The 25,833-nt window shown below is 67.6% G+C and carries 19 protein-coding genes and 2 riboswitches; of the genes, 13 read left to right on the top strand and 6 right to left on the bottom strand.

Annotated features, from left to right (window positions below; all coding sequences use genetic code 11):
• Positions 1 to 55: 55 nt before the first annotated feature.
• On the bottom strand, positions 56 to 1,684 hold the full coding sequence (locus tag DFR40_RS04935; protein ID WP_121457347.1) for a methyl-accepting chemotaxis protein: 1,629 nt from the start codon (positions 1,682 to 1,684) through the stop codon (positions 56 to 58).
• A gap of 244 nt (positions 1,685 to 1,928) precedes the next feature.
• Between DFR40_RS04935 and DFR40_RS04930 the strand changes: the two genes are divergently transcribed.
• From DFR40_RS04930 to DFR40_RS04920, 3 genes are read left to right on the top strand one after another with little or no spacing between them, the layout of a single operon-like run.
• Positions 1,929 to 3,158 (top strand): hypothetical protein, encoded by a 1,230-nt coding sequence (locus tag DFR40_RS04930; protein ID WP_121457346.1) that lies wholly within the window; start codon positions 1,929 to 1,931, stop codon positions 3,156 to 3,158.
• A gap of 8 nt (positions 3,159 to 3,166) precedes the next feature.
• Positions 3,167 to 3,574, top strand: a complete 408-nt coding sequence (locus DFR40_RS04925) for a hypothetical protein (RefSeq protein WP_170160156.1) — start codon at positions 3,167 to 3,169, stop codon at positions 3,572 to 3,574.
• Complete coding sequence (locus tag DFR40_RS04920) at positions 3,571 to 5,949, top strand: putative bifunctional diguanylate cyclase/phosphodiesterase (RefSeq protein WP_121457344.1); 2,379 nt, start codon at positions 3,571 to 3,573, stop codon at positions 5,947 to 5,949. Before DFR40_RS04925 ends, DFR40_RS04920 begins: the two co-directional genes overlap by 4 nt.
• Here the strand turns inward: DFR40_RS04920 and DFR40_RS04915 are convergent.
• From DFR40_RS04915 to DFR40_RS04905, 3 genes are all read right to left on the bottom strand, one after another.
• Positions 5,946 to 7,337 carry a 3'-5' exonuclease family protein gene (locus DFR40_RS04915; RefSeq protein ID WP_121457483.1) on the bottom strand — a complete coding sequence of 464 codons (1,392 nt, stop codon included), beginning with the start codon at positions 7,335 to 7,337 and terminating at the stop codon, positions 5,946 to 5,948. The genes DFR40_RS04920 and DFR40_RS04915 overlap by 4 nt on opposite strands.
• A gap of 61 nt (positions 7,338 to 7,398) precedes the next feature.
• Positions 7,399 to 7,920 (bottom strand): flavodoxin, encoded by a 522-nt coding sequence (locus tag DFR40_RS04910; RefSeq protein ID WP_121457343.1) that lies wholly within the window; start codon positions 7,918 to 7,920, stop codon positions 7,399 to 7,401.
• Between the two features lie 203 nt (positions 7,921 to 8,123).
• A complete protein-coding gene (locus DFR40_RS04905) occupies positions 8,124 to 9,539 on the bottom strand; it encodes a short-chain fatty acyl-CoA regulator family protein (protein WP_121457342.1) in 1,416 nt (471 codons plus the stop codon).
• Positions 9,540 to 9,688: 149 nt separating this feature from the next.
• Here DFR40_RS04905 and DFR40_RS17465 point away from each other — a divergent pair, with 149 nt between their 5' ends.
• Genes DFR40_RS17465 through DFR40_RS04895 form a run of 3 tightly spaced genes read left to right on the top strand, consistent with a single transcriptional unit; the run spans position 9,689 to position 11,137 of the window.
• A complete protein-coding gene (locus tag DFR40_RS17465) occupies positions 9,689 to 9,811 on the top strand; it encodes a hypothetical protein (protein ID WP_281270053.1) in 123 nt (40 codons plus the stop codon).
• The gene (locus DFR40_RS04900; protein ID WP_170160155.1) at positions 9,795 to 10,475 is read left to right on the top strand and encodes a GntR family transcriptional regulator; all 681 of its coding nucleotides are present in this window, start codon (positions 9,795 to 9,797) and stop codon (positions 10,473 to 10,475) included. Before DFR40_RS17465 ends, DFR40_RS04900 begins: the two co-directional genes overlap by 17 nt.
• Positions 10,472 to 11,137 (top strand): acetate uptake transporter, encoded by a 666-nt coding sequence (locus DFR40_RS04895; RefSeq protein WP_121457340.1) that lies wholly within the window; start codon positions 10,472 to 10,474, stop codon positions 11,135 to 11,137. The genes DFR40_RS04900 and DFR40_RS04895 overlap by 4 nt, the downstream gene beginning before the upstream one ends.
• Positions 11,138 to 11,202: 65 nt before the next feature.
• Here DFR40_RS04895 and DFR40_RS04890 read toward each other — a convergent pair whose 3' ends face one another.
• Positions 11,203 to 13,173 (bottom strand): TonB-dependent receptor, encoded by a 1,971-nt coding sequence (locus DFR40_RS04890; protein WP_121457339.1) that lies wholly within the window; start codon positions 13,171 to 13,173, stop codon positions 11,203 to 11,205.
• Between the two features lie 105 nt (positions 13,174 to 13,278).
• Positions 13,279 to 13,478: riboswitch (cobalamin riboswitch) on the bottom strand.
• Positions 13,475 to 14,410, bottom strand: coding sequence for a LysR substrate-binding domain-containing protein (locus DFR40_RS04885; protein WP_121457338.1), 936 nt, complete (start codon positions 14,408 to 14,410; stop codon positions 13,475 to 13,477). Its footprint overlaps the riboswitch before it by 4 nt.
• 90 nt (positions 14,411 to 14,500) lie before the next feature.
• Here DFR40_RS04885 and DFR40_RS04880 point away from each other — a divergent pair, with 90 nt between their 5' ends.
• From DFR40_RS04880 to DFR40_RS04850, 7 genes are all read left to right on the top strand, one after another.
• A complete protein-coding gene (locus DFR40_RS04880; protein WP_121457337.1) occupies positions 14,501 to 15,718 on the top strand; it encodes an MFS transporter in 1,218 nt (405 codons plus the stop codon).
• Positions 15,719 to 15,739: 21 nt separating this feature from the next.
• On the top strand, positions 15,740 to 16,165 hold the full coding sequence (locus DFR40_RS04875) for a PaaI family thioesterase (RefSeq protein ID WP_121457336.1): 426 nt from the start codon (positions 15,740 to 15,742) through the stop codon (positions 16,163 to 16,165).
• An 82-nt stretch (positions 16,166 to 16,247) separates the two neighbouring features.
• Positions 16,248 to 16,430, top strand: a riboswitch (cobalamin riboswitch).
• Between the two features lie 160 nt (positions 16,431 to 16,590).
• Positions 16,591 to 19,374 carry a ribonucleoside-diphosphate reductase subunit alpha gene (locus DFR40_RS04870; RefSeq protein WP_342767607.1) on the top strand — a complete coding sequence of 928 codons (2,784 nt, stop codon included), beginning with the start codon at positions 16,591 to 16,593 and terminating at the stop codon, positions 19,372 to 19,374.
• Positions 19,375 to 19,547: 173 nt separating this feature from the next.
• A complete protein-coding gene (locus tag DFR40_RS04865; protein WP_121457335.1) occupies positions 19,548 to 21,170 on the top strand; it encodes an adenosylcobinamide amidohydrolase in 1,623 nt (540 codons plus the stop codon).
• Positions 21,171 to 21,224: 54 nt separating this feature from the next.
• The gene (locus DFR40_RS04860) at positions 21,225 to 22,358 is read left to right on the top strand and encodes a ribonucleotide-diphosphate reductase subunit beta (protein WP_121457334.1); all 1,134 of its coding nucleotides are present in this window, start codon (positions 21,225 to 21,227) and stop codon (positions 22,356 to 22,358) included.
• 225 nt (positions 22,359 to 22,583) lie between these two features.
• Positions 22,584 to 24,692 (top strand): TonB-dependent siderophore receptor, encoded by a 2,109-nt coding sequence (locus tag DFR40_RS04855; protein ID WP_121457333.1) that lies wholly within the window; start codon positions 22,584 to 22,586, stop codon positions 24,690 to 24,692.
• Positions 24,693 to 24,694: 2 nt separating this feature from the next.
• Positions 24,695 to 25,831: an acetyltransferase domain-containing protein gene (locus DFR40_RS04850; RefSeq protein WP_245985602.1), complete on the top strand. Its 1,137-nt coding sequence runs from the start codon at positions 24,695 to 24,697 to the stop codon at positions 25,829 to 25,831.
• Positions 25,832 to 25,833 lie beyond the last annotated feature (2 nt).

Genomic DNA, 25,833 nt, shown 5'->3' with positions numbered 1-25,833 from the left:
CAGGCTTGCCGCCCGCGACTGCGGGCACGGGCGGCGCAGCGGGCGATGCCGCCGGTCAGATGCGGAAACGGGCGACCGCGGCCTGCATCTGGCGCGCGGTGTTGTCGAGGGTTTCGGCGGCCTGCGAGGTTTCGTGGGCGATCGCGCTGGCCTCTTCGGATTGCGTCGCGATCTGTTCGATGCGCACGGCGACGTCGGTCGAGGCCGTCGATTGCTCGCGCAGGCCGTTGTCGACATCGCGGATGACCTCGGCGACCTGCTGCGCCATCGTCCGCAGCTGGGCGATCGCACTGCCTGCCTGCTGCGCCAGGTCGACGCTGCTGTCGGCCAGCTGCACGCCCTGGGCAACGCCGCCGACGACCTGGCCGGTGGATTGCTGGATGGCGCTGACCATCTTGCCGATCTCGCCGGTCGATACCGAGGTGCGTTCGGCCAGCTTGCGCACCTCGTCGGCGACGACGGCGAAGCCGCGGCCGCTTTCACCGGCGCGCGCGGCCTCGATCGCGGCATTGAGCGCGAGCAGGTTGGTCTGGTCGGCGATGTCGCGGATCACCGAGACGATGCTGGAGATTTTCTCCGATTCCGCCTTGAGTTCCTCGATCTGGCCGGAGGCGTTGCGGACGACGTCGGCAACCTGGTTGATGCGCTCGATCAGGGCGTCGATGGCGTCGTGGCCGCGATTGGCCTGTTCGTCCGATTCGCCGGCCAGGCGGGCGGCTTCGGTGGTGCTGTCGGAGACATGGTTGATCGACACGGTCAGCTGCTCGACATTGGCGGCGATCGCCGAGGCGGCCGAGCTCTGGATCGACGACGACTCGTCGATCATCTGCACCGAATGGTTCAGCGACTTCGAGGCTTCGAGGACCTGCGCCGCGCCGCGCAGCGATTCGCCGATCGCCTCGCGCAGCGCCAGCTGCATGTTGGCGACGGCGCGCAGCAGCTTGCCGATCTCGTCCTTGCCGCCGACGGGGACCTCGCCGGTCAGGTTGCCGCCGGCGATGCGTTCGGTGGCGGCGACGGCGCCGTCGAGCTGGCCGCCCATGCGCTGGGCGATGACGTAGGAAACCAGCAGCGCCATCAGGGCGCCGCCGATCAGGGCGGCGATGGCGCCCTTGAAACCGGCCGCAAGTTCGGCGCGCGAGTGGGCGGAAAGCTCGTCGGCCGCCTGGCGGTTGATCTCGGTCAGTTCGTTGGTACGGTCGCGCAGCAGGTTGGCGGCCTTGACCCACTCGGTCTTGCGCAGTTGCTGGGCGGCGGCCTCGTCGCCGGCGACGACCAGGGCGACCGCCTTTTCGACGCTGGCCTTGTAGCCGTCGGCGGCCTGGATCGCCGCCTTGTAGACCTCGCGCTCCTTGTCGCTGGAAAGCAGCTTTTCATACTTGGCGAAGGCTTCGCGCAACTGGCCGTCGAGCTTGTCCAGGTCCTTGGCCAGCTTGGCCTTGGCTTCCGGGGTGTCGGGCAGCATGTATTCGAGGCTGCGCACGCGATAGCGCAGGCGCAGCTCGCTGATCTCGCCGATCGCCTGGATCGACGGCAGGCTGTTGCCGGCCAGTGCGTCGATGTCCTCGCCGGCGGAGCGGATCTCGAAGATCGAGAAAACGATGGCGGCGATCAGGATGCCGCCGCTGGCGAAGAAATTGATCAGCAGTTTGTAACGCAGCGAAAGATTGTCGAACCAGCCCATGATCCCTCCAGGATTCCATTCAAGTTTCAACAAACCGGCATCAATGTTATCGAATTGTTTCGGATGTCGATTTTGCTATTTTGTCGCCAACTTTACACTGCCAACAAGCCGAGGAAAAGTCATTTTTGGATGAATTTGCCTGGTTTTTGGCAAATAACACAGGTTGACCGTGAATACTGTTTTTTGCGTATTGTGATTGCGTACTTCGGGTGATAATTTCGTGCTCATTGGGATTTATTATCAAATGCGATCGATTCTCCTTTTTCTGCTGTTCGTCATGGCCGGTCCGGTCGCTGCCGGCCCCGGGGAAGATGACGCGCGTTTCAGCATTAACGGCTTCGGCAGCCTCGGCTTGACCCGCTCGAGTTCGGGCGATGCCGCTTTCGTGCGCGAGCTGACCCAGCCCAACGGCAGCCGCGGCGAATGGTCGGGCAATGTTGACACCTTGTTCGGCGTCCAGGCCAACTGGCAGCTCAACGATCGCTTCGCGCTGACCGCACAGGCGATCAGCCGCTATCACCGCCACGGCACCTATGCGCCCGAGCTGGCCTGGGCCTTCGCCCGTTTCGATCCGACGCCGTTCACCAGCCTGCGCCTCGGCCGGCTGGGCACCGATTTCTATCTTTATGCCGATTCGCGCATGGTCGGCTACACCTACCTGACGGTGCGGCCGTCGGCCGATTTCTTCGGCGTGCTGCCGTTCACCCATCTCGACGGCGGCGACCTCCAGGTCAGCGTCCCGCTCGGCGACAGCGTCCTCACCGGCCGCCTGCACGCCGGCCGGCTCAACGAGAAACTGCCGCTCGCCGACCGCATCTGGGACATCGGCGGTTCGCGGATGTTCGGCGGCAGCCTCAGCCTGCAGCGCGGTCCGTGGACGGTGCGCCTGAGCAGTTCGGAAATCCGCTTCAAGGGCGACCTGCCGATCGGCGAACTGAGCGACGGCCTGAACCAGGCCGCGGCCGGCGGTTTTCCCCAGGCCGCGGCGGCAGCGCGGGCGATTGCGCTGGACGGCACGCGCAGTCGCTTCAATTCGCTCGGCGTCGTCTACGAATCCGGGCCGTGGCAGGGACAGCTGATGCTCAGTCGCGTCCGCCATACGACACGGGCTTTCCAGAACTGGCATTCCGGCTACCTGCTCGGCGGCTACCGGATCGGCAGCGTCACGCCCTTTGCCGGCTATTCGTGGATCCGTTCGTCGTCGCGGCAACTGGCCTCGGGGATTCCCGACGGCGTCTCGCCGGCGCTCGACGCGCTCAACGCCGGCCTGGCCACGGTGCTGCGCGATGGTCATGCCGACCAGGGCACGCTATCGCTCGGTGCGCGCTGGGACTTCGCCGAGAACATGGACCTTAAGTTGCAGCTCGACCTGATCCGCGGCCGTTCGTCGTCGGTCTTCCCGTACCGGGACGAAAAGGCGGACTGGAACGGGCGCACCGGCGTCGTCAGCGTCGTCCTCGATTTCGTCTTCTAGCGATGCCCATGCCGATCCGCCTGCTCCCGCTGCTGTTGATGCTCCTGGTGCTGCCGGCCCGGGCCGAGCCGGGGCTGGTCGTCGTCGTCCGCCAGGACAGTGACATCGTCAGCCTCAACCAGAGCCAGGTGGTCGGCCTGTTCCTCGGCGGTGCCCGCCATGCCGGCAGCCACGAACCGCTTGACCAGGCGGTCGATGCCGATGCCTTCTACGAGGCGCTGACCGGCAAGACGCGGGCGCAGATCAAGGCCTACTGGGCCCGCCTGCTGTTCACCGGGCGGACGCGACCGCCGCGCACGCTCGACAGCCGCGAGCAGGCGCTCGACGAAGTCCTGCGCGACCCGCAGGCGGTGGCCTACCTGCGTGCCGAGCGGATCGACCGGCGCCTGCGCGTCGTCTTCGAGCTGAACAAATGATCGCTGCCTGGTGGCGGCGCAGCCTGCTCTTGCGCACGGTTGGCAGCATCGTCGCGATCAGCGCCCTGGTCGGCGGCCTGATCGTCGTCGCCATGTCGCAGGCGGCGGCGCGCCAGGCCGAGGCCGCGGCCTACCGGCAACTGGCGGAAATGCTCGATACCGTCGAGTCGACCGTCAGCGTCGCCTGTTTCGTCGGCGACGGCGAACTGGCGATGGAGGTGGCGCGCGGCCTGCTCAGCTCGTCGCTGGTCGCCGGCGTCGATATCGCCACGGCGGACGGCGAACTGGTCCGCCTCAAGCGCCACTTCGACGAATTCGAGCGGCCCGCGGGCGAGCGCGTGGTGCGCGAGCTGCATTCGCCCTTCGCGCCGACCGTGGCGGTCGGGCGGATCAGCATCCAGCCGGCCGCCGGCGCGATCGCCGGACAGGTTGCCGCGGCCCGCAACCAGATCGTGCTCCAGGCGATCCTGATGATCGTCTCGGTGACGCTGGCGCTGACGCTGACCGTGTGGCGCCGGGTGATCGAGCCGATTTCGGTGATCTCGCGGCGCCTGCAGCGGCTCGACCCCGGCCGCGGCGAACAGCTGGCGCCGCCGCGTGGCTGCGAGCAGGACGAGTTCGGCTCGCTGACCGGCAACATCAATTCGCTCAGTTCGCGCCTGCTCGGCGCGATCGAGCGCGAGCAGGGCCTGCGCCGGCAGCACGAGATCGACGAACGCAAGTACCGGGGAATCTTCGAGCAGGCCGAATCGGGCATCTTCATCGCCGATGCGCATGGCTGCATGAGCTCCTACAACCACGCCCTGGCGCGCCTGCTCGGCCTGCCGCGGCCACGCTTCGATCGGCCGCTGGCGGTCTCGCTGACCGACCTGGCGTGGGCCGACGCGGCCGCGCTGCAGGCCTTGATCGGGCGTTGCCTGGAGAGCAATCAGGCGGTTGCCGAGGACTTCGAGCTGCGCCGCAGCATCGCGCCGCGGCGCTGGCTCAGCCTGTCCTTGACGCCGCTCGGCGACGGCCAGCTGCAGGGTATCCTGATCGATGTCACCGAGCGCCGCAACGCCGAGCTGGCGGCGCAGCGCACGGCGATCACCGATACCCTGACCGGGCTGCCCAATCGCCAGGGCTTCGAGGAATACTGGAGCCGCCAGATCGTCGATCACCCGGAACAGTCGTTCGCGCTGCTGATGATCGATCTCGAAGGCTTCAAGCAGCTCAACGACGCGCTCGGCTTTCCGGCCGGCGACCGGGTGCTGATCGGCTTCGCCGCGCGCATCTTCGCCTGCGTCAAGGAATCCGACTGGACGGCCCGGGTCGGTGGCGACGAGTTCGCCGTCGTCCTGCGCAACATCAGCAATCCCAAGCACCTCGAGGGGATCTGCCGGCGCATCCTCGACAACCTCGGTGAGCGCTTCACGGTTTCCGGCCAGGAGGCCTGCCTCGGCGCCAGCATCGGCGCCACCTTCTATCCCGGCGACGGGACGAATTTGCCGACCTTGCTGCGCAACGCCGAGCTGGCGCTCAACGATGCCCGCAGCCAGGGCGGTCGCCGCTGGTCGCAGTTCGATCAGGGCATGATCCACGCCGTCGAACGCCGGCACAACCTGGCCAGCGACCTGCGCCTGGCGATCGAACGCGACGAGCTGCGCCTGCACTATCAGCCGATCGTCGACCTGGCGAGCGGGCGGGTGGTCGGCGCCGAGGCGCTGATGCGCTGGCAGCATCCGGCGCACGGCCTGGTGCCGCCCGACTACTTCATCTCGCTGGCCGAGCAGAGCGGGTTGATCAACGACATCGGCGCCTGGTGCCTGGACACCGTCTGCGCCCAGCTCGCCGCCTGGCAGGCGGACGGGCTCGACATCCATGTCACGGTCAACGTCTCGGCGCGGCAGATTCCCGACGGCCTGACGCCGGCGCACGTGGTCGCCGCCGCCGCCCGCCACGGCATCGCCCACCAGCGGATCGGCCTGGAAGTCACCGAGGGCTCGCTGCTCGGCGAGTCGGCGGCCACCCTCGAGTGGCTCGACAGCCTGCGCCAGGCGGGTTTCCGGGTCTATCTCGACGATTTCGGCACCGGCTACTCGTCGCTCGCCTACCTCAAGCGTTTCCGCGTCGACACGATCAAGATCGACCGCGCCTTCGTCCGCGACATGGGGCGGATCGCCAGCGACCGGGTGATGATCGAGGCGGTGGTGATGATGGCTTCCGGCTTGCAGCTCAAGGTGGTTGCCGAAGGCATCGAGACCGCCGAGCAACTGGCCATGCTGCGCGCGATCGGCTGCCATTTCGGCCAGGGCTACCATTTCTCGCGGCCGGTGCCGCCGGCCGAGTTTCCCGCCGCGCTGGCGCGCATCGCCAGCCTCGGCGACGCCGCCTAGGCGCCGGGGCGCGCGCCCGGCAGCGGTTGCATGCGCCCGACCTGCTTGCCGAGGATGCGGTAGATGTCGCGGTCGAAGGGCGGGCGCGGGGCGTCGAGCAGCGCCTGCAGCGCGGCCTCGTCGCGGACGCTGCCGAGATAGCGCCAGCCGTCGATCAGGTGCGCCTCGTCGCCTTCGCGGATCAGCGCCGGGCCGGCGAACGGCCAGCTGGTCAGCTTGAGCGTGACCAGCGCGGCGAGCAGCCGCATGCTGTGGCGCTCGCTGCTTTCCTTGCCGACGCAGGCGCCCTTGCAGCGGCGCGTCTGGTGGCCGAAGCAGGGCTTGCCGGCGGGGCGCGGGTCGAGGCCGCTGAGGCTGTCGCAGAGATGGTGGGCTTCGACCAGCTTGCGCAGTGCCTGGCGGGCTTCGCGCGGGCTGGCGAAGAGGCCGTAGCAGGCGCCGCCGGTGCTGAAATCGAGCTCGCCGGCGGCGGTCAGCTCGGGGCGTTGCCAGCCGTCGCCGGCATCGCGCAGCTGCCAGGTGCAGACGTCGTCGTTGCGTCGCAGCAGGCGGTTCTGTGTCGGCTGCAGCTGCTTGACCAGGGTCGCCTCGCGCAGCAGTGCGCCGACCTCGCCGGCGGTCTCGATCCAGTCGATCCGCCGCGTCTGCTGGGCCAGCGCCATTTCGCGCGCCGCCCGGTGGTCGCCGGCGAAGTGGGCGAGGATCCGGCTGCGCAGGTTCTTGGCCTTGCCGACGTAGAGCGGCAGGTCGCCGTGCTCGCTTGCTTCGCCGTAGAACAGGTACACCCCGGCGCCGTCGGGCAGGTCGTCGACGATCCCGGGGTCGAGGTGGGGCGGCAGTGCCGGGCGGGCGTTGAGCGAGCGCAGGGCGCTTTCGACGGCCTCGCTGCCACGGTCGACGTGGATTTTTTGCCAGAATTGGTGGATCAGCTGGGCGTCGGCCAGCGCGCGGTGGCGGGCGGCCGCCTGCAGGCCGTGGCGTTCGATCAGGCTGTCGAGGTTGTGGCGCTGGTGTTCCGGGTAGAGGGCGCGCGACAGCTTGACGGTGCACAGCACCGGGGCGCGGAAATCGATGCCCAGGCGCTTGAACTCGTTCTTCAGGAAACCGTAGTCGAAGCGCGCGTTGTGGGCGATGAAGAGCCGCCCGCGCAGCCGTTGCAACGCCGCTTCGGCGACCTCGGCGAAGGGCGGCGCGGCGGCCACCATGGCGTTGCTGATCCCGGTCAGGTTCTCGATGAAGGGCGAGATCCGGGTTTGCGGATTGACCAGCTGCTGCCATTCGCGGACGCTGCCGTCGGCATCGACTTCGACGATGCCGATTTCGGTGATGCGGTCGGTATTGGCGTTGGCGCCGGTGGTTTCGAGGTCGACGAAGGCGAGGGCAGTCATGCGCGGCATTTTCGCATGCCGCGCACGGTCGACCGTGAAAAACTGCCGAAAACGCCCGGGGCTACAGCCCGAGTTCGCCTTTCAGGCCATCCAGCCAGGCGGCCAGGCGGGCCTCGGTCTTGTCTTCCTCGTTGATGTTGTCGAAGGGGAAGCCGACGAAGCGGCCGTCGCGTTCGGCGAACGAATAGGTGTAGGTGTAGCCGTCGGTCGGGAAGCTGCCGACCAGCGTCGCGCCGCGTGCCTTGAACTTGTCGTGGAGGATGCCGAGCGCGCTGACGAACTGCTCGCCGTGCGCCTTGTAGTCGCCGGCGCCGAACAGCGCGATGGTCTTGCCGGCGAACGAGGGCTTGTCGTTGTCGAGGTCGAGCAGCGGATCGCGCCAGTCGTTCTGGACTTCGCCCGAGCCCCAGGTCGAGCAGCCGAAGATCAGGATGTCGAAGGCGAACATGTCGTCGAAATCGGTGAAATCCTCTTCCATGTTGAAGACGTTGAAGTCCTCGACCTCGAGTGCCGCGGCGATTTTTTCGGCGACCCCCTTGGTGACGCCGGAACTGCTGCCGTAGAAGATGCCGATGCTGGCCATGACCCTGTCCTTTCGTAGCGGAGTGTGGTGCCGCCGGCCGCCTCCCATGCGGCCGCGGGCGGGCAATGGGCTGCCCGCAAGCACGAAAAGCAAGAAGAAAGCCAAGCTGCCAGGCCGCGCCGCTGCGTGCCGGCCGACGTTTTTGTCGGGCGCCGCTGTCGTTTTTGCGACAGACGGCCGGTCGACCGTCAGCGTGTCGCCATTCAGGCGTAGGGCGAAAAGCTGCGCCGGTTCTCGTCCACCACCAGGCTGCCGCCGGCCAGCGGGAAGGCACGCTGCGGACAGTTGTTGCGCGGACAGACCTTGCAGCCGGCGCCGATCGGGATGAAGCCTTCGCTCGCCTTGAGGTCGATGCCCTGGCTATAGACCAGGCGGTCGGCGTGGCGCAGGTCGCAGCCTAGGCCGACCGAGAAGATCTTGCTCGGCGCGCCATAGCCGCCGTGGCCGCGCGTCACCGTGCGCGCGATCCACAGGTAGGCGCGGCCGTCGGGCATCGCCGCCAGCTGCGTCAGCGTCCGCCCGGGCTGGGCGAAGGCTTCGTAGACGTTCCACAGCGGGCAGGTGCCGCCGATGCGCGAGAAGTGGAAATCGGTCGCCGACTGGCGCTTGGAAATGTTGCCGGCGCGGTCCACGCGGACGAAGAAGAACGGCACGCCGCGCGCCGTCGGGCGCTGCAGCGTGGACAACCGGTGGCAGGTGGTCTCGAACTCGACGCCGAAGCTGCGCCCGAGCAGCTCGATGTCGTAGCGCAGCGCTTCGGCCTGGTCGAGGAAGGCGGCGTAGGGCAGCAGCAGCGCGCCGGCGAAGTAGTTGGCGAGGCCGATGCGCGCCAGGCGCCGGGCTTCGTCGCCGGACAGGCCGGCGTCGCCGGCGATCGTGTCGATCGCCGGGGCGGCTTCGAGGAAAGCCAGCTGCGTCGCCATCTGGAAGGCGGCCTGGCCGGGCGTCAGGTGCGGCGACAGGGTCAGGGTTTGCCGCGCCGCGTCGAAATGGCGTTGCACCTCGACGCCGCCGTCGTGCCAGCCGCCGCGCACGACGCCGATGCCGTGCGCCTGCTGCAGGCGCTGCGCCAGGCCGTCGGCGGCGTCGCCCGGGCGCAGGCGCCAGGCGGCGGCAAGGCGTTCGGCCAGTTCGTCGAGTTCGGCGATGTGGTTGTGGCGGGCGTAGAAGAAGTCGCGCACTTCCTCGAAGGGCATCGGCCGGGTGCCGCCGGTTTCGCTGCGATCCAGCCCGAGCCGGGCGGCCAGCGCCGCCTCGCGCTCCTGGCCGGCGCGTTGCTGGCGGGCGAGTTGCAGCAGGCTGCGCGCGACCGCCGGCATGTTCGCCGCCAGCTCGCGGATTTCGGCCAGCGTCACCTTTTCGGCGCCGGCGGATTCGTCGAAGACCTCGCGCAGGTCGGCGATCAGGCGTGCCTCGTCGTCCTCGGAGAAGCGCTGGACATCGACGCCGAAAACCGCATTGAGCTTGAGCAGCACCGGCACGGTCAGCGGCCGCTGGTTCTGCTCAAGCTGGTTGAGGTAGCTCGCCGAGAGGTCGAGTGCCCGCGCCAGCGCGACCTGGGTCAGGCCGCGTTCCTCGCGCAGGCGCTTCAGGCGTACCCCCATGAAGGCTTTTTTCATTGTCGCTTCCGGTGTATTCGCAAAGTTTGCAAATTCGCTGAAAAATCTTCGCAAAACTGCGCTTTTTCAGGTCTGGTCAGGGTTTTTGCGGTGCGTATATTGCGAACTATCGGCTGCGTTGGCAAGCCATTTTTCGCGAGGAGCCCCCGATGTTCGTCAATCCCTATCTCTACTACAGCAGCCTGTTCGGCGAAACCGATGCCGAGCCGCCGGTCGCCGAGCCGGCCATGGAAACGCCGGACGAGGACACCGACGATGCTGGCGAGCGCTGAGGAAATCCGCCCGCGCCTGCTCTACGAGGGCGTCGCCGAGGCCATCCGCGACAGCATCTTCGACCACCGCCTGCCGCCCGGCAGCGCCATCGACGAGCTGGCGCTGAGTCGCCACTACGGCGTCAGCCGGACGCCGGTGCGCGAGGCGATCAAGGTGCTGGTCCGTGACGGCCTGCTCGACCTGCGCATGTTCAGCGGCTGCAGCGTGGTCACGCCGGGCCGCACCGAACTGGTCCAGGTGCTCGACGTGCTGGCACTGGTCGACGGCTTTGTCCTGCAGCGCCTGGTCGACCTGCCGCGTGCCCGTCTGCGGCAGCTGCTCGACAGCTGGCAGGCGCTGGCCACGGCGACGCCGCCGCGCGCCGTCTGGCGCGGCTTCTGCGCGGCGGCGCGGGCGAGCCTGGCCAGTCCGGTGTTCGCCGCTGCCAGCCGCAACCTGGAGCAACAGCTCAGGCTGGCGGTCGGTCCCGGCTTCGCCGAGATCGACCGCGAACTCTCGCCGGCCAGCCGCCTGGCGCTGGGGGCCGCGCTGGTCGCCGGCGACCTTAGCGAAGTCGACCGGCTGGCCCGCCTGCATCACGGCTTCTTCCGCAACGCGCTACTTGCCGCGCTGCCCGTCATCCCGGGCGAGCAGCCCGCAATCCTCGAGGACATTCCCGCATGACCCCGCATCCGCAGATCACCGAAACCCGCCCGCAACTCGCCGATCCGACCGCCCTCGGCGTCTTCGGCCTGGCCGTCGTCACCTTCGTCGCCGCCTCGCAGAAACTGGGGTGGACCAGCGGCGCCACTTTCCTGGTGCCGTGGGCCCTGTTTCTCGGTTCGATCGGGCAGATCTGGGCGTCCACGGTCGACTTCCGCAAAAACAACTTTTTCGGCGCCATCGTCCTCGGTGCCTACGGCCTGTTCTGGGCCGCGGTGGCGATGCACTGGGCGATTGCCCAGGGCTGGTTCGGCAGCGTCGCCGGCAATGCCGACGTCCGGCAGCTGGCCTATGCCTGCATCGCCTACTTCTTCTTCTCGCTGTTCATCCTGGTTGCCGCCTGCGAGACGAACAAGGTCTTCGCCGCCATCCTGTTCCTGATCAACGTGCTGCTGCCGTCGCTGGCGCTGTCCATCCTCGGCGTCGCCCCGGCGCTGTTCACCGCGCTCGCCGCCTGGTCGGAACTGCTCATCTCGCTGCTCGGCTTCTACGCCGCCGGCGCGATCTTCCTCAACGGCTATTTCGGCCGCCCGCTGCTGCCGCTGGGTGCGCCCTTCGGCTTCGTGCGCAAGACCCCGCCGACGGTGGCGGCGCTGCGCCCGGAGGATCGCCAGGCCGCCTGAATCCGGCGCCGGCCAAAAAAAACGCCCCGGCGGTTTGCGGGGCGTTTTCTTTGCGGCTGTGCCGATCAGAACCGGTATTCGGCGCTGAGGTAGGCGTTGCGGCGGTCTTCCGGGTAGGCGTTGAACGAGGTGAAGGTACCGTTGACGATGCCATAGGAGTAGAACTTGCGGTCGAACAGGTTGTTCACGCCGAGCGCCAGCCGCCAGTCGCCGATGTCGTGCGCCAGCTTGATGTCGGTCACGGTGTAGGCCGGCATCTTGCGGAAGCGGTTCGGCTGGTCGTTGTCGTAGCGCTGCTCGCCGGTGTAGCTGAGGTTCACGCCGAGGCGGGTGTGGGCCAGGACCTGCCAGCCGAGATTGAGCGAGGCGCGGTGCTTGGGCACCAGCGGCACGTCGTTGCCGGTGACATCGGTGCCGCCGTAGCTGCCGTCGCGGAAACGCGCCTGGGTACGAGTGTAGCGGGCAGCGAGATCGACGTCGGCGGTGACCTGCAGGCGGCCTTCGAGTTCGATGCCGCGGTGGCGGGTGGGATCGAGGTTGATGTTCGAGAAGGTCGGTGCGAAATAGTGGATTTCGTTGCTGATATCCATCTCGAACAGGCTGGCGCCGAAGCTGGCACCGGCCCCCTGCCAGCGGGCGCCGATCTCGCGGTCGAGCGAGCGTTGCGGCTTCAGCAGCGTCGGGCAGGGCGCCGTCCAGCAGCGGTTCTCGTCGATGTTGGCGATGCGGAAGCTGCGCCCGATCCGGCCGTAAGCCGAGAAACCGGCGCCGAGTTCCTGCTGCAGCGCCAGTTCGTAGGCCGACAGGCTGTGCCGCTCGCCGGCATCGCGCGGCACCAGGCGCTCGTGCTGCGTCTGGCGGACGCTTTCCTTGCGTCCGCCGAGGCTGATCCGGGTGCCGCTGGCGGCCAGGTGCAGGTCGTTGCGCAGGTAGAAGGCGCGGTTTTTCTGCTTGCCCGATTCGTCGAGGGCGCTCATGAAACCGGTGGCGGCGGTGTCGTTGTCGTAGGACCAGTGGCTCCAGTCGGCGCCGACGGTCAGGTTGTAGAGCACCTGGTCGAAGCGGGTCTGCCAGAGCAGGCGCGGCGAGACCGTGGTGACGTCGACGTCGGTCCTGGCCAGCGTGCTGCCCCAGGCGGTGTTGTTGAACATGTCGGCGCGCTTGTCGCGGCGGGCGATGTCGAGCGCCAGCGTCAGTTCGCCGAGGCGCCGTTCGCCACGCAGCGAGAAGCGCTGGCTGCGGCTGTCGAAGTAATCGTCCGGTGTCGACGTGCCGCGGCGGTCGCTGCGCAGTTGCGCTTCGCTGCGGGCGCCCGGCAGGCGCGAGTTCTGGTCGTCGGCACTGAAGGCGAAGGCGACGAAGCCGTCGCGGTCGCCGAAGCGCAGTTCGCCGCTGGCGGTATCGAGTTCGCTGCGGTTGTTGTCGCGGTAGTTGTCGGTGCGCAGGCGCTGCGCGTTGAGGCGCAGGCCCCAGCGTTCGCCGCCGGCGCGGAAGCCGCCGCGCAGATCGCTCAGGTCGTGGCTGCCGACGCGGGCCGAGACGTTGCCGGAGAGCGGCGCGGCAAGCGCCGAGCGGGTGATGATGTTGATCGTGCCGCTGCTCGCACCGCTGCCGTAGAGCACGGAACCCGACCCGCGCAGGATCTCGATGCGTTCGATGCTGTCGAGCGGGATCGCCGACAGGCGGGCGCTGACCAGTTCGTTCTCCGAAATGCGCTGGCCGTCGACCAGGACGAGCGTGTTCTGGTCGCCGGTCATGCCGAAGCCGCGCAGGTCGAGCGGCGAATCCGGCGTGCCGACGAAGTTGATGCGGCTATGCACGCCGCCGAGCTTGTTGAGGACTTCGCCGACGGTGGTCGCCGCACTGTTGCGGATCTCGTCGGCGGTGATCACCTGGGCGGCGATCGGGTTTTCCTGCTGGGCCGATTCGAAACGGGTGGCGGTGACGACGATGGTGTCGAGATTCGTCGTCGCCTGCAGGTTGCCGGCGAACAGCGGCAGCAGCAGCGCGGCTGCGGGTTTGAGGCGGATGTGCATTGGTTTTCCCCTGCCGGCAGCGTCCCCGCATGCCGGTGTGCTTGGTTGAGGTGAAGCGCGTGGGGGAATGGGCTGACGGGCCGCCGCGGCCGCTTCCCCGCGGCACTTCGCTGGTCGTCGCAGGCCGGTCTCCGGGCTGGCAAGTCTTGACGCGCCGCCTTCCCGGGAAAATCCCAGTGGCTTCGTGGCGTGCCCGCACTTGCTTACCGTTGCGGGGGCAGCAGCGGCTTTGTCCGAGGACGCACCGCTTTCCCGTTTCACCGTGGCGGAAAGCCGCCGACGGCACCTGAAACGGCGGTAATTATAGCCGAGTGCGCGGTTTTTCGGCCTCGCTGCCAGGGGCGACCGGCGATCCGCCGGCAAAACGGGCGAGCAGCCAGCGTTTGAAGGCGTCGGCGCCGGGGCTGAGCGGGCGCCGTTTCGGATGCACCGCATAGTAGCCGGTGGCCAGCGGCAGCCGGCCGGGGAAGGGTTCGATCAGGGCGCCGCGGGCACATTCCTCGGCGGTGACCAGGCGGCTGGTCATGACCAGGCCCTGGTCGCGGCAGGCGGCGTCGATGGCGAGCAGGGCCTGGTCGAAATGGAGCGCCGGGATCGCCCGCACCTGGGCCGGCGTCAGCGTCGAATAGTCGGCCAGCCAGGTCGGCCAGTGCGGGTGGAAGGTGGTTTCGAGCAGCGTCCCGCGGGCGATGTCGTCGGGGGTCGCCAGGCCGATCCGGCGGGCGTAGGCCGGGCTGCAATAGACCCGGGCGTCGTCGGCGAAGAGCAGGGTGGCGTCGAGTTCCGGCGCCTTGCCGTCGAAATAGCGGATGGCCAGGTCGACCTGGTCGTGGTCGAAGTCGACCAGCGCGGTCGACGAGTTGAGGTGCAGTTCGGTGTCCGGGTGCCGGGTCAGGAAATCGGCCATGTGCCGGGTGAACCACTTGGCGGCGAAGGTCGGCGGCATCGACAGCCAGACGCCGGTGCGGCGGCTGTGGCGCAGCGCGGCGCTGGCGTCGCGGATCTGGGTCAGCGCCGGCTGGATCCGCTTCCAGTAGGCGATCGCCTCCGGCGTCGGCTGCACCTGGCGGATCCGCCGGACGAACAGTGCGACGCCGAGCCAGTCCTCGAGGTTGCGGATCTGCTGGCCGACGGCGCCGGGCGTCACGTGCAGTTCGCGCGCCGCCAGCGCGAAGCTGTTGCTGCGCATGGCGGCGTCGAAGGCGATCAGGGAATGGAGCGGCGGATGTGGGTTCATGGTGCAGAAAAACTATTGCATGGTGCAGATAATATCAGTTGTCATCGGCGCCGCCGGCCGTGAAAATCGCGGCATAAAAAAGGAAACGCCATGTTCAGAACCCTGCAGAATCCCGCTGTCCTCTTCGTCACCCTGGCTGCCGCCGGCATCCTCATGGTGACCATGGGCATCCGTCAGTCCTTCGGCCTGTTCATCAGCCCGATGGACATGTCCACCGGTCTCGGCGTCGCCACCATCAGCTTCGCGCTGGCCGTCGGCCAGTTCGCCTGGGGGGCGATCCAGCCGGTCGCCGGTGCCGTCGCCGACCGCTACGGCCCGCGCCCGGTGCTGGTCGCGGCGCTGCTGGTGCTGGCCGTCGGCTGTGCGGTGACCCCTTTCGTGCACAGCGGTTTCGGTCTGGCGCTGACCTTCGGCCTGCTCGCCTCGATCGGTTCCGGCGCCGGCAGCTTCTCGGTGCTGATCGGCGCCGCCGCGCAGCGCCTGCCGCTCGAGTCGCGCGGTGCCGCGTCGGGCGTCATCAATGCCGGCGGCTCCTTCGGCCAGTTCATCTTCGCGCCGATCAACCAGAAGCTGATCCAGGGCATCGGCTGGGTCGGCAGCCTGTGGGCGATGGCCATCGTCGCCCTGGCGACGCTGCCGCTGGTCTTCAAGCTGACCGACAAGCCGGCGGCGCCGCACCCCCAGGCCGAGGGCGACAACGGCCTGCGCCACGCGGTGGTGACGGCGCTGAAGAACCCGAGCTACCTGCTGCTGCACGCCGGTTTCTTCACCTGCGGCTTCCACATCGCCTTCCTCGTCACCCACCTGCCCGGCGAGGTCAACCTGTGCGGGCTGCCGCCGTCGGTGGCCAGCTGGTCGCTGGCGATCATCGGCCTGTTCAACATCTTCGGCAGCCTCTATGCCGGCGCCTGCATCGCCAAGTACCGCAGCAAGCATGTGCTGGCGGTGATGTACGCCTCGCGTGCGGTGCTCGTTGCGCTCTACCTGGTGGCGCCGCGCACCGACCTGACCTTCTACCTGTTTGCGGCCGGCCTCGGCTTCACCTGGCTGGCGACGGTGCCGCCGACGGCGGCGATCGTCGGCAAGCTGTTCGGCACACGCTACCTCGGCACGCTGTTCGGCCTGACCCTGCTGTCGCACCAGATCGGCGGTTTCCTCGGCGCCTGGCTGGGCGGCGTGGCGATCGTCGAGTACGGCGATTTCAGCTGGATGTGGTACGCCGACATCGCGCTGGCCGCGGCGGCGGCGCTGGTCAACCTGCCGATCCGCGAGGCGGCGGTGGTGCGTCCGGCCGTCCAGCCGGCCTGAATTCCCCCACGGAGACAAACGATGAGCCAGCTCAACCCGGCGATCACCCCGGCTGCCCTCAACGAGCGCGGCAGCGACTATCTGCCCGGCTACCTCGGCATCGAGGTGGTGGACATCGGCGAGCACCGGCTGAGCAGCCGGATGCGCGTCGAGAAGCGCCACGTCGCGCCGAACGACTTCCTGCACGCGGCGAGCATCGTCGCGCTCGCCGACACCAGTTGCGGCTACGCGACGATCGCCCACCTGCCGGCGGGGGCGCAGTCGTTCACGACGATCGAGCTGAAGAGCAATCACCTCGGCACGGTCACCGACGGCATCGTCCATTGCGTCGCCAGCGCCCAGCACCTCGGACGCACGACGCAGGTCTGGGACGCCGTGGTCAGTGATGCCGCCGGGCGCAAGCTGGCGCTCTTCCGGTGCACGCAGATGATCCTGTGGCCAAAGTGATTTTTCACTAGATTTAGTCGTTGACCGTAAAACTGCTACCGCATCTAGTGATTTTTGCTTGACCGCCGTCAAGCGGCCGGCATACACTGCGCAGCGTTGAAGGTAAGGGAATCCGGTGCCAGGTCGTTGACCTGAATGCCGGGGCTGCCCCCGCAACTGTAATCGGCGAGCGCTTCGCCACCCCATGCCACTGGATGCGTCCGGGAAGGCCGGTGAAGCGCTGCGACCCGAGAGCCAGGAGACCTGCCTCAGCGAGTCCTTTTCATTGATTTGGGGCGGGGTGTCCCTGACGAGAGGTTGTTGCGTGGCGTCTTTTTGCTTGTCCGTCGTGTCCTGCTGTTGCCGGCTATCAGCCGGCGGCGTCCGGCTGCGCGCGGCCGCCGCGCGAGCCGACGGTTCTCCGCCCCCCGATCCGGAGAATCGCCTTGTCCGCCAACGCCCCATCCGCAGTCCATTCGCTGTCCGCCGCTAACGAGTTCGCGGTCGCCGCGCTCCAGGTCATCCGCCGCAACGGCGCGCTCGTCGCCTTCGACGCCGACAAGATCGCCGTCGCGCTGAGCAAGGCCTTTCTTGCCGTCGAGGGCAGCCAGAGCGCGGTCTCGTCGCGCCTGCGCGAGGTCGTCGCGCGGCTGACGCAGACGGTCGTCCGTTCGCTGACCCGGCGCCTGCCCGACGGCGGCACCGTGCATATCGAGGACATCCAGGACCAGGTCGAGCTGGCGCTGATGCGTTCCGGCGAGCACGACGTCGCCCGCGCCTACGTGTTGTACCGCGAGCGTCGCGCCGCCGAGCGGGCGGCCAGCCAGCACGAGGAAATCAGCGTCGCCGAGCTGCACGTCACCGACGGCGGCGTGCGCAAGCCGCTCGATCGCGCGCTCCTGCTCAAGACCTGCGCTGCCGCCTGCGACGGGCTGGGCGAGGCGGTCTCGGCGCGCAGCGTGTTCGACCAGGCGCTGCGCAACCTCTACGACGGCGTTGCGCTGGCCGATGTCTACCAGGCGCTGATCCTGGCCGCGCGCACGCTGATCGAGCGCGAGCCGGCCTACAACCAGGTCGCCGCCCGCCTGCTGCTGGCCAGCCTGGGGCGCGAGGCGCTCGAGCGGCCGATCGACCTCGACGCCCTGGTCACGGTCTACCCGGAATATCTGCCGATTTTCATCGGCCAGGGCATTGCCGCCGAGCTGCTCGACCCGCGCCTCGCCGACTACGACCTGGCCCGCCTGGCCGCCGCGCTCAAGCCGGAACGCGACCGCCAGTTCGGCTACCTCGGCCTGCAGACCCTGTACGACCGCTATTTCCTGCACATCGACGGGCGCCGCATCGAGCTGCCGCAGGTCTTCTTCATGCGCGTGGCGATGGGCCTGGCCTTGAACGAGATCGACCGCGAGGCGCGTGCCATAGAGTTCTACGACCTGATCTCCAGCTTCGACTTCATGTGTTCGACGCCGACGCTGTTCAACAGCGGCACGCTGCATTCGCAGCTGTCGTCGTGCTATCTGACCACGGTCTCCGACGATCTCGAAGGGATCTACCAGTCGGTCAAGGAAAACGCGCTGCTGCAGAAATACGCCGGCGGGCTGGGCAACGACTGGACGCCGGTGCGTGCGCTGGGCAGCCGGATCAAGGGCACCAACGGCCAGAGCCAGGGCGTGATTCCCTTTTTGAAGGTGGTCAACGACACCGCGGTCGCCGTCAACCAGGGCGGCAAACGCAAGGGTGCCGTCTGCGCCTACCTCGAAACCTGGCACCTCGACATCGAGGAGTTCCTCGACCTGCGCAAGAACACCGGCGACGAGCGTCGCCGCACGCACGACATGAACACCGCCAACTGGATTCCCGACCTGTTCATGAAGCGCGTCATCGACAACGGCGAATGGACGCTGTTCTCGCCGGTCGACGTCCCCGACCTGCACGACAAGTTCGGCGCCGAATTCGAAACCGCCTACCTGGCCTACGAGGCCGCCGCCGCTGACGGTCGACTGCGTCTGCACAAGAAAATCCCGGCCGTGCAGCTGTGGCGCAAGATGCTGACCATGCTCTTCGAGACCGGGCATCCGTGGATCACCTTCAAGGACGCCTGCAACCTGCGCTCGCCGCAGCAGCATGTCGGTGTCGTGCATAGCTCCAACCTGTGCACCGAGATCACGCTGAATACCTCGGACTCGGAAACCGCCGTCTGCAACCTCGGCTCGGTCAACCTGCTCGCCCACCTCAAGGACGGCGAGCTCGACCGGGAAAAGCTGTCGCGCACCGTGCAGACGGCGATGCGCATGCTCGACAACGTCGTCGACATCAACTTCTACGCGACGCCCAAGGCGCGCAACGCCAACCTCCGGCACCGCCCGGTCGGCCTCGGCATCATGGGCTTTGCCGATTGCCTCTACGAAATCGGCCTGCCTTACGCGTCGACCGCGGCCATCGAGTTCGCCGACCGCAGCATGGAGGCGGTCTGCTACGCTGCCTACTGGGCCTCCACCGAGCTCGCCCGCGAGCGCGGCCGTTATTCGAGCTTCGACGGCAGCCTGTGGTCGCGCGGCATCCTGCCGCTCGATTCGATTGCCCTGCTCGAAGCGGGGCGCGGCGGCCATCTCGAGGTCGACCGGGACAGCCGCCTCGACTGGGACGCCCTCAAGGAACGCATCGCGCGCTACGGCATGCGCAACTCCAACTGCGTGGCGATCGCGCCGACGGCGACGATTTCCAACATCGTCGGCGTCTCGGCGAGCATCGAGCCGGCCTATCAGAACCTCTACGTCAAATCCAACCTGTCCGGCGAATTCACCGTGGTCAACGCGGCGCTGGTCCGCGACCTCAAGGCGCTCGACCTGTGGGACGAAGTGATGGTCTCCGACCTCAAGTACTTCGACGGTTCGCTGGCCCGCATCGAGCGCGTGCCCGACGAACTCAAGGCCCGTTACGCCACGGCCTTCGAGATCGACCCGGTGTGGCTGATCGAAGCCGCCGCCCGCCGCCAGAAGTGGATCGACCAGGCGCAGTCGCTCAACCTGTATCTCGCGCTGCCCTCGGGCAAGAAGCTCGACGAGATCTACAAGCTGGCGTGGACGCGCGGTCTCAAGACCACCTACTACCTGCGCACGCTGGGGGCCAGCCAGGCCGAGAAGGCCGGCGGCCGCGACGAGGCGGTGAGCACCGAAGAAGCCCCGAAGTTCTGCTCGATCGACAATCCGGAGTGCGAGGCCTGCCAGTGAAAGCCGACAAGCCCCGGCGACGGATTGCGGTGCAGGCTGACCCGGCGTGCCGGGTCAAGCGAGCGAAGGCGAGCGGCCGTAGCCACAATCCGGAGTGCGAGGCCTGCCAGTAGGCGCGGTCGGGGCGGCCGGCCGGGTTAAGCTTGCCGCCTTTGAATCGCCGGAATGAAACGATGAAAGCCAGACTCTTCCTCTCCCTTCTCTCCACGCTGTGGCTGTTGCTGGCCCAGCCGGCCTCGGCCGCCGCGCCGCCGGCACCGGTCCTGCCCGAGTCGTTGGCGGCCAGCGCCGAACTGGTTTACGGCGAGCGCGACGGCTTCTGGGAGAAGACGCTGCTGGTTCGCTTTCCGACCGTGCGCCGCGCGTTGTCGACCAGCGACGGCCTGGTCGATGCCCGCGCCGCGCTCAACCACGCGGCGCATCCGCTGCTCTGGGGCAAGCTCGGCGCCGCCGGCAAGGCCTACAGCGAGAGCGTGCGCGATGCGCTGGCCGACCGCCTGGGCCTCGCCCGCGTGGCGGTGGCGCAGATGGCCACCGCCGCCGACATGGACAACCTGGCCGTCGTCACGCGCAGCCACGGGCCGCTGACGGTGACCGTGCTGGCCACCGCCGGCGCCCGCAGCAACGCGATCCGCACCGGCGTCGACAGCGGCGGCCATATCGAAGGACTCGATGAAGACGACAAGCCGGCTGGCACGATCAACATCCTGGTGTTGAGCAACATCGCACTCAGCGACGCGGCGCTGGCCCGCGCGCTGATCACCGTCACCGAAGGCAAGACGGCGGCGCTGGAAGACCTCAAGGTGGCCAGCACCTACACGCCGGGCGTGCAGGCGACCGGCACCGGCACCGACAGCATCATCGTCGTTTCCGGCACGGCGGCGCCGCGTGCCACCTACACCGGCGGCCACAGCCGCATCGGCGAGCTGATCGGCAAGGCCACCCATGCCGCGGTGATCGAGGCGCTGGGCAAGCAGAACGGCTATTTCCTGCCCGGCGCCAAACGTTTTCCCGATGCCGTCGCCGGCCCGGCCAAGGCGGCTGGCGACCTGCGCATCGCCTTGCTCCATCTCGACCCGGTGCCCGGCGACATCGCCGGCAATCGCGCCCGCATCGAGGCCGGCATCCGCGCCGCGGCACGCCAGGGCGCCGACTGGGTGGTGACGCCGGAGCTGGCCGAAACCGGCTACAACTTTGTGAAGCGCGTCGGCACCGGCTGGATCGCGCCTTTCCCCGATGCCTGGATGCACACGCTGGCGGCGATTGCCCGCGACAACGGCATCGCGCTCTTTGTCGGCTTCGCCGAGCGCAAGAAGGGCAGCGGTACGCTGCACAACAGCGTTGCCGCCATCGACCGCGCCGGCACCATCCTCGGCGCCTATCGCAAGCAGCGCCCGGTCGGCCGTGCCGAGGCGTGGTCGGTGGCCGGTGGCGACGGCAAACCGTTTACCGTCGACGGCATCCAGGTCGGCACGCTGATCTGCGCCGACGCCTGGCGGCCCGACACTGCCGCCCAGCTCGCCGGGCGTGGTGCGCAGATCCTGCTGTCGCCGGCCAACTGGCCGCCGGTCGAGGGCATGGGGCCGGGCGACGTCTGGGAGCAGCGCAGTCGGGAAACCGGCCTGCCGCTGATCGCCGTCAATCGCGGCGGCAAGGAACCGGAACTCGATTTCTCGACCGGCGTCAGCGCCGTGTCGGTCGATGGCCAGCGGCTGTTCAGCTTCAGCGCGCCGGCCGGCGGCATTTTTTACGTGGACTGGGATCGCCGTCAGCGCTTCCGCGAAGTCCGTCCCTGAACCAGCGGGTCGTCAGGCATACCGGGCGTCCCATTTCTCGAGGAGTAGCACAGCATGAACGCAGCCTTCCGTTTCGACGACTGGGAGACGCCCGCCCAGGACAGCCCGGCGACCGATACGACGGTCGACGCCGGAAATCCGCCAAAAACCGCGGTCGACCGCAACATGCCGGCGACGCCGTCGCTTGCCCCGATCAACGCCGCCGACAAGCGCATCGTCAACGGCAAGGCCGACATCAACCAGCTGGCGCCGTTCAAATACCCCTGGGCCTGGGAGTTCTTCCTCAAGGCCAACCGCAACCACTGGACGCCGCTCGAAATCAGCATGGCCCAGGACGTGCACGACTACCACCACAAGCTCAGCCTGGCCGAGCGCCACGTTTTCGAGAACGTGCTCGCCTACCTGACCACCTCCGACATCCTGGCCATGCGCAACATCGGCCTGGCGGTGATGGAGAAGATGAGCGCGCCCGAACTGCAGATCTACCAGGCCCGCCAGGTCTATGAAGAAGCGCTGCACACCTGGACCTACCAGCACTGCATCGAAAGCATCGGCCTCGACCAGCAGGAAATCTACAACCGCTACCGTGTCGTGCCCGAAATCCACGGCAAGATTGCGCTCGCCAACCGCCGGCTGGAGCGCGTCATGCGCGCCGACTTCGATCTGACCGACCGCGCCAACCTGCACGAATTCGCGCTCTCCTACTTCTTCTTCGCGGTCATCTTCGAAGGCTGCTGGTTCTACAACGGCTTCACGCCCATCTTCGCGCTGCAACGGCGCGGCCTGATGAAGGGCGCCGCCGAGCAACTGCAATACATCATGCGCGACGAAGTCCTGCACTGCGCCTTCGGCATCCGCGTCGTGCGCGAACTGTTGAAGGAAGAAAACCTGACGATCGACCCGCAGGCGCTACGCCAATTGTGGGACGAAGCCGAAGCCGCCGAACACGCCTACGCCGGCTACATCCTGCGCGATCCCATCCTCGGCTACAACGCCGACCTGCACGTCCAGCAGTTCCGCTTCATCGCCAACCGGCGGGCGCGCCAGGTCGGTGTCGACGAACCCTTCCCCGGCGCCGAGAACGTCCTGCCCTGGCTCGACGAGCAGGCCAACCTGCGCAAGGAGAAGAATTTCTTCGAGACGCGGGTCACCGAGTACCAGACCGGCGGTGCGCTGGCCTGGGACTGAGGTCCCGGGCGGCAGCCTGCTTTCCACACTGGTAGCGCACTGACCGGCGAAGGTCGGTCGGGTGCGCGCTCGGCGACGATAAATCGCGGGCAGGGCGCCTGGCACGGAAAATGTATGAAGTAATTTATTTTCATCATACTTGATGCGATAATCTCTGCATCGGTAATGCTATACAGTCGCATTTGCGATGTTATAACATCACGTTTTTGCCATCCGGAAATTGCAATGCACGTCAAATTCACCCGCAAACCCCTGGTCGCCGCCCTGATGCTGGCCGGTCTTGGCGGCGCCTGGGCCCAGGAGGCCGAGCGTCAGCTGTCGGAAATCAGTGTCGTTGGCCGCGGCGAAGGCCAGGCCTACTATCATGAAGAGAGCGGCGTCGCCCGCTCGGAAACGCCGCTGCGCGAACTGCCGCAGTCGGTGCGGGTGATTCCCCGGCAGCTGATCGACGACATCGGCGCCGTCCGTCTCGAGGAAGCCTACGACTACGTCAGCGGTGTCACGCGCCAGAACAGCTTCGGCGGTCTCTGGGACAACTTCGCGATCCGCGGCTTCGCCGGCAACGAGAACACCGGGCCGAACTTCCTGCGCAACGGCTTCGCCGGCAACCGCGGTTACAACGCCCCGCGCGACATGGCCAACGTCGAGCGCATCGAAGTCCTCAAGGGGCCGTCGGCGGCGCTCTACGGCGCCAGCGAACCGGGCGGCATCCTCAACGTGGTGACCAAGAAGCCGCAGTTCAAGGCCGGCAACTCGCTGGAAGTCTATGCCGGCAGCTACGACAGCTACCGCACTTCCTTCGATTCGACCGGTCCGCTGAGCGACAACCTGGCCTACCGTCTGAACGTCGCCGTCGAGGACAAGGGCAGCTTCCGCGACCACATCGACAGCCAGCGCTACCTGGTGGCGCCGTCCTTCACCTGGGTGCTGTCGCCGAACACGCTGGTCAATTACGACCTCGAACTGCTGCGCCACAAGGCGCCGATGGATCGCGGCGTGGTCGCGGTCGGCGGCCGCACCGGCAGCATCTCGCGCGAAACCTTCCTCGGCGAACCGGGCGACGGCGACATCACCATCGACAACCAGACCCACCAGCTGACGCTTGAGCACGAGTTCTCCAGCGACTGGAAGGCCAAGGCCGGGCTGGCTTACCGGACGACCGACCTGGAAGGCTATTCGACCGAAGTGCGGCCGAGCAATCCGCTGCTCTTCGTGCCGCCCGGCTCGCGCAACGTCAATCGCGAGCGTCGCTACCGCAACTACGATTCCGAGGATGTCTCCTTCCAGGGCGAGGTGCACGGCAAGTTCACCACCGGCAGCCTCAAGCACGAACTGCTGACCGGCCTCGACAGCTACCGCTTCTCGCTCGACTCGGTGATGATGCGGGTACGTCCGGCCGATTACTCGATCGACATCGACAATCCGGTCTACGGCCAGCCGCTGCCGACGCCGACGGCGAACACCGATACGCTGGAAAAGCAGCGCGCCACCGGCGTCTTCCTGCAGGACCAGATCCACCTCGCGGAAGACTGGCGCCTGCTGCTCGGCGTCCGTCACGACCGCTTCCACCAGACCATCGACAACCGTCGCACCGGCCTGCGCAGCAAGCAGTCTGAAGGCAAGACGACGCCGCGCGTCGGCCTGACCTGGCTGCTCAGCCCGACCGTCTCGCTCTATGCCCTGGCCAGCGAATCGTTCAGGCCGAATACCGGCAGCAGCTTCGCCGGTGCCGCGTTCGCGCCGGAAGAAGGGCGGGCCAAGGAAGTCGGGATCAAGTACGAATCGGCCGACAAACGCTACGGTGGCACGCTTTCGCTCTTCGACATCGACAAGAAGAACGTGCTGACCAACGATCCGGCCAATGCCGGCTTCTCGCTGGCGGCCGGCGAGGCGCGCAGTCGCGGCGTGGAAATCGACGTTTCCGGGCAGTTGACCGCAAAACTCCGCGTCACCGCCAACTACGCCTACACCGACGCCGAGATCACCAAGGACAACAACGCGGCCCTGGTCGGCGCCCGCCTGCTCAACGTGCCCAAGCACAGCGGCAGCGTCCTGGCGATGTACGAGGACGGCTTCGCCGCCGGTCGCTACGGCGTCGGCGCTGGCGCCACCCATGTCGGCAAGCGTGCCGGCAACGCGCTTGCCACCTTCGATCTGCCGGCCTACACGACGGCGCGCCTGATGGCCTACTGGAAACCGAGCCAGAACCTGCGTTTCTCGCTCGACGTCGAGAACCTCTTCGACAAGACCTACTACGCCAGTTCGTACGACGTCGCCTGGGTCACGCCGGGCACGCCGCGTACGATCACGCTCGGCATGCAGACGCGGTTCTGATCTTGGTCCGCCTGCCTGCCCAGCGCATCGACGCCATCGATACCCTGCGCGGTATCGTGATGGCCCTGATGCTGGTCGATCACGTCCGCGAGTTCTTCTACCTGCACCGCCAGGTCGGCGATCCGATGGACCTGACCAGCGTCGATCCGGCGCTGTTCTTCACCCGCCTGGCCAGCCACTGGTGCGCCCCGATCTTCGTCTTCCTGACCGGGGTCGGTGCCTGGTGCTACGGCCAGAAGTTCGCCGATCCGCGGCCGGCAACCAGCCGCTACCTGCTCAAGCGCGGGCTGTTCCTGGTCGTTCTCGAGTTGACCGTGATCAACTTCGCCTGGACCTTCGCCTTCCCGCCGAAGATGATCTACCTGCAGGTGATCTGGGCGATCGGGCTGAGCATGCTGGCACTGGCGGCGCTGCTCTGGCTGCCGCGCAGCGGGCAGTTTCTGGTCGGCATCGCGATCGTCGCCGGCCATCATCTGCTCGACGCCATCCATGTTGCGCCGGGCGAGACCGGGCAACTGCTCTGGGCGATCCTGCACGATCGTGCGCCGATCGATTTCTTCGGCGTGCCGGCGCGGACTTCCTACCCGGTGCTGCCGTGGTTCGGGGTGATCCTGCTCGGCTATGCCGCCGGGCCGCTCTACGCGCGCACCGCCGCGCCGGCCTGGCGCGCCCGCTGGCTGCTCGCGACCGGCGGCGGCGCCTTGCTGCTGTTCCTGTTGTTGCGCTGGCTAGACGTCTACGGCGACCATCCGCGTCAGGCCGGCGCAGGCCTGCTCGGTCAGGCGATGAGCTGGCTCAACCTGACCAAGTACCCGCCCTCGCTGCTTTTCGTGCTGCTCACCGTCGGTTGCGGCTTGCTGCTGCTGGCCGCGCTCGAACGCTGGCCGCGCTCGCGTTTCTGGTCCGATCTCGGGCGCGTGCCGATGTTCTTCTATGTCGTCCATCTCTACCTGCTGCACGCCGTCTACCTGTTCTGCCGCCATCTCTTCGGTGCCGGCGAGGGCGGGCGCTACGCCTTCGACCAGGTTGCGTCGATCTGGCTGATGGCGGCGCTGGTGCTGCTCGCCGTCTATCTGCCGTGCCGCAGCTTTGCCGCTTACAAACGCCGCCATCCGGGTGGCTGGCGTTCCTATTTCTGATC

The organism is Azonexus fungiphilus (assembly GCF_003634965.1).
Classification (GTDB): Bacteria; Pseudomonadota; Gammaproteobacteria; order Burkholderiales; family Rhodocyclaceae; genus Azonexus; species Azonexus fungiphilus.
This window is presented reverse-complemented; position numbering and strand designations above follow the sequence as displayed.

Excerpts from the sequence above, each read along its gene's own strand:
- DFR40_RS04935 (WP_121457347.1), bottom strand. The coding sequence starts at position 1,684 with ATGGGCTGGTTCGACAATCTTTCGCTGCGTTACAAACTGCTGATCAAT.
- DFR40_RS04930 (WP_121457346.1), top strand. The coding sequence starts at position 1,929 with ATGCGATCGATTCTCCTTTTTCTGCTGTTCGTCATGGCCGGTCCGGTC.
- DFR40_RS04925 (WP_170160156.1), top strand. The coding sequence starts at position 3,167 with ATGCCGATCCGCCTGCTCCCGCTGCTGTTGATGCTCCTGGTGCTGCCG.
- DFR40_RS04920 (WP_121457344.1), top strand. The coding sequence starts at position 3,571 with ATGATCGCTGCCTGGTGGCGGCGCAGCCTGCTCTTGCGCACGGTTGGC.
- DFR40_RS04915 (WP_121457483.1), bottom strand. The coding sequence starts at position 7,337 with ATGACTGCCCTCGCCTTCGTCGACCTCGAAACCACCGGCGCCAACGCC.
- DFR40_RS04910 (WP_121457343.1), bottom strand. The coding sequence starts at position 7,920 with ATGGCCAGCATCGGCATCTTCTACGGCAGCAGTTCCGGCGTCACCAAG.
- DFR40_RS04905 (WP_121457342.1), bottom strand. The coding sequence starts at position 9,539 with ATGAAAAAAGCCTTCATGGGGGTACGCCTGAAGCGCCTGCGCGAGGAA.
- DFR40_RS17465 (WP_281270053.1), top strand. The coding sequence starts at position 9,689 with ATGTTCGTCAATCCCTATCTCTACTACAGCAGCCTGTTCGGCGAAACC.
- DFR40_RS04900 (WP_170160155.1), top strand. The coding sequence starts at position 9,795 with ATGCTGGCGAGCGCTGAGGAAATCCGCCCGCGCCTGCTCTACGAGGGC.
- DFR40_RS04895 (WP_121457340.1), top strand. The coding sequence starts at position 10,472 with ATGACCCCGCATCCGCAGATCACCGAAACCCGCCCGCAACTCGCCGAT.
- DFR40_RS04890 (WP_121457339.1), bottom strand. The coding sequence starts at position 13,173 with ATGCACATCCGCCTCAAACCCGCAGCCGCGCTGCTGCTGCCGCTGTTC.
- DFR40_RS04885 (WP_121457338.1), bottom strand. The coding sequence starts at position 14,410 with ATGAACCCACATCCGCCGCTCCATTCCCTGATCGCCTTCGACGCCGCC.
- DFR40_RS04880 (WP_121457337.1), top strand. The coding sequence starts at position 14,501 with ATGTTCAGAACCCTGCAGAATCCCGCTGTCCTCTTCGTCACCCTGGCT.
- DFR40_RS04875 (WP_121457336.1), top strand. The coding sequence starts at position 15,740 with ATGAGCCAGCTCAACCCGGCGATCACCCCGGCTGCCCTCAACGAGCGC.
- DFR40_RS04865 (WP_121457335.1), top strand. The coding sequence starts at position 19,548 with ATGAAAGCCAGACTCTTCCTCTCCCTTCTCTCCACGCTGTGGCTGTTG.
- DFR40_RS04860 (WP_121457334.1), top strand. The coding sequence starts at position 21,225 with ATGAACGCAGCCTTCCGTTTCGACGACTGGGAGACGCCCGCCCAGGAC.
- DFR40_RS04855 (WP_121457333.1), top strand. The coding sequence starts at position 22,584 with ATGCACGTCAAATTCACCCGCAAACCCCTGGTCGCCGCCCTGATGCTG.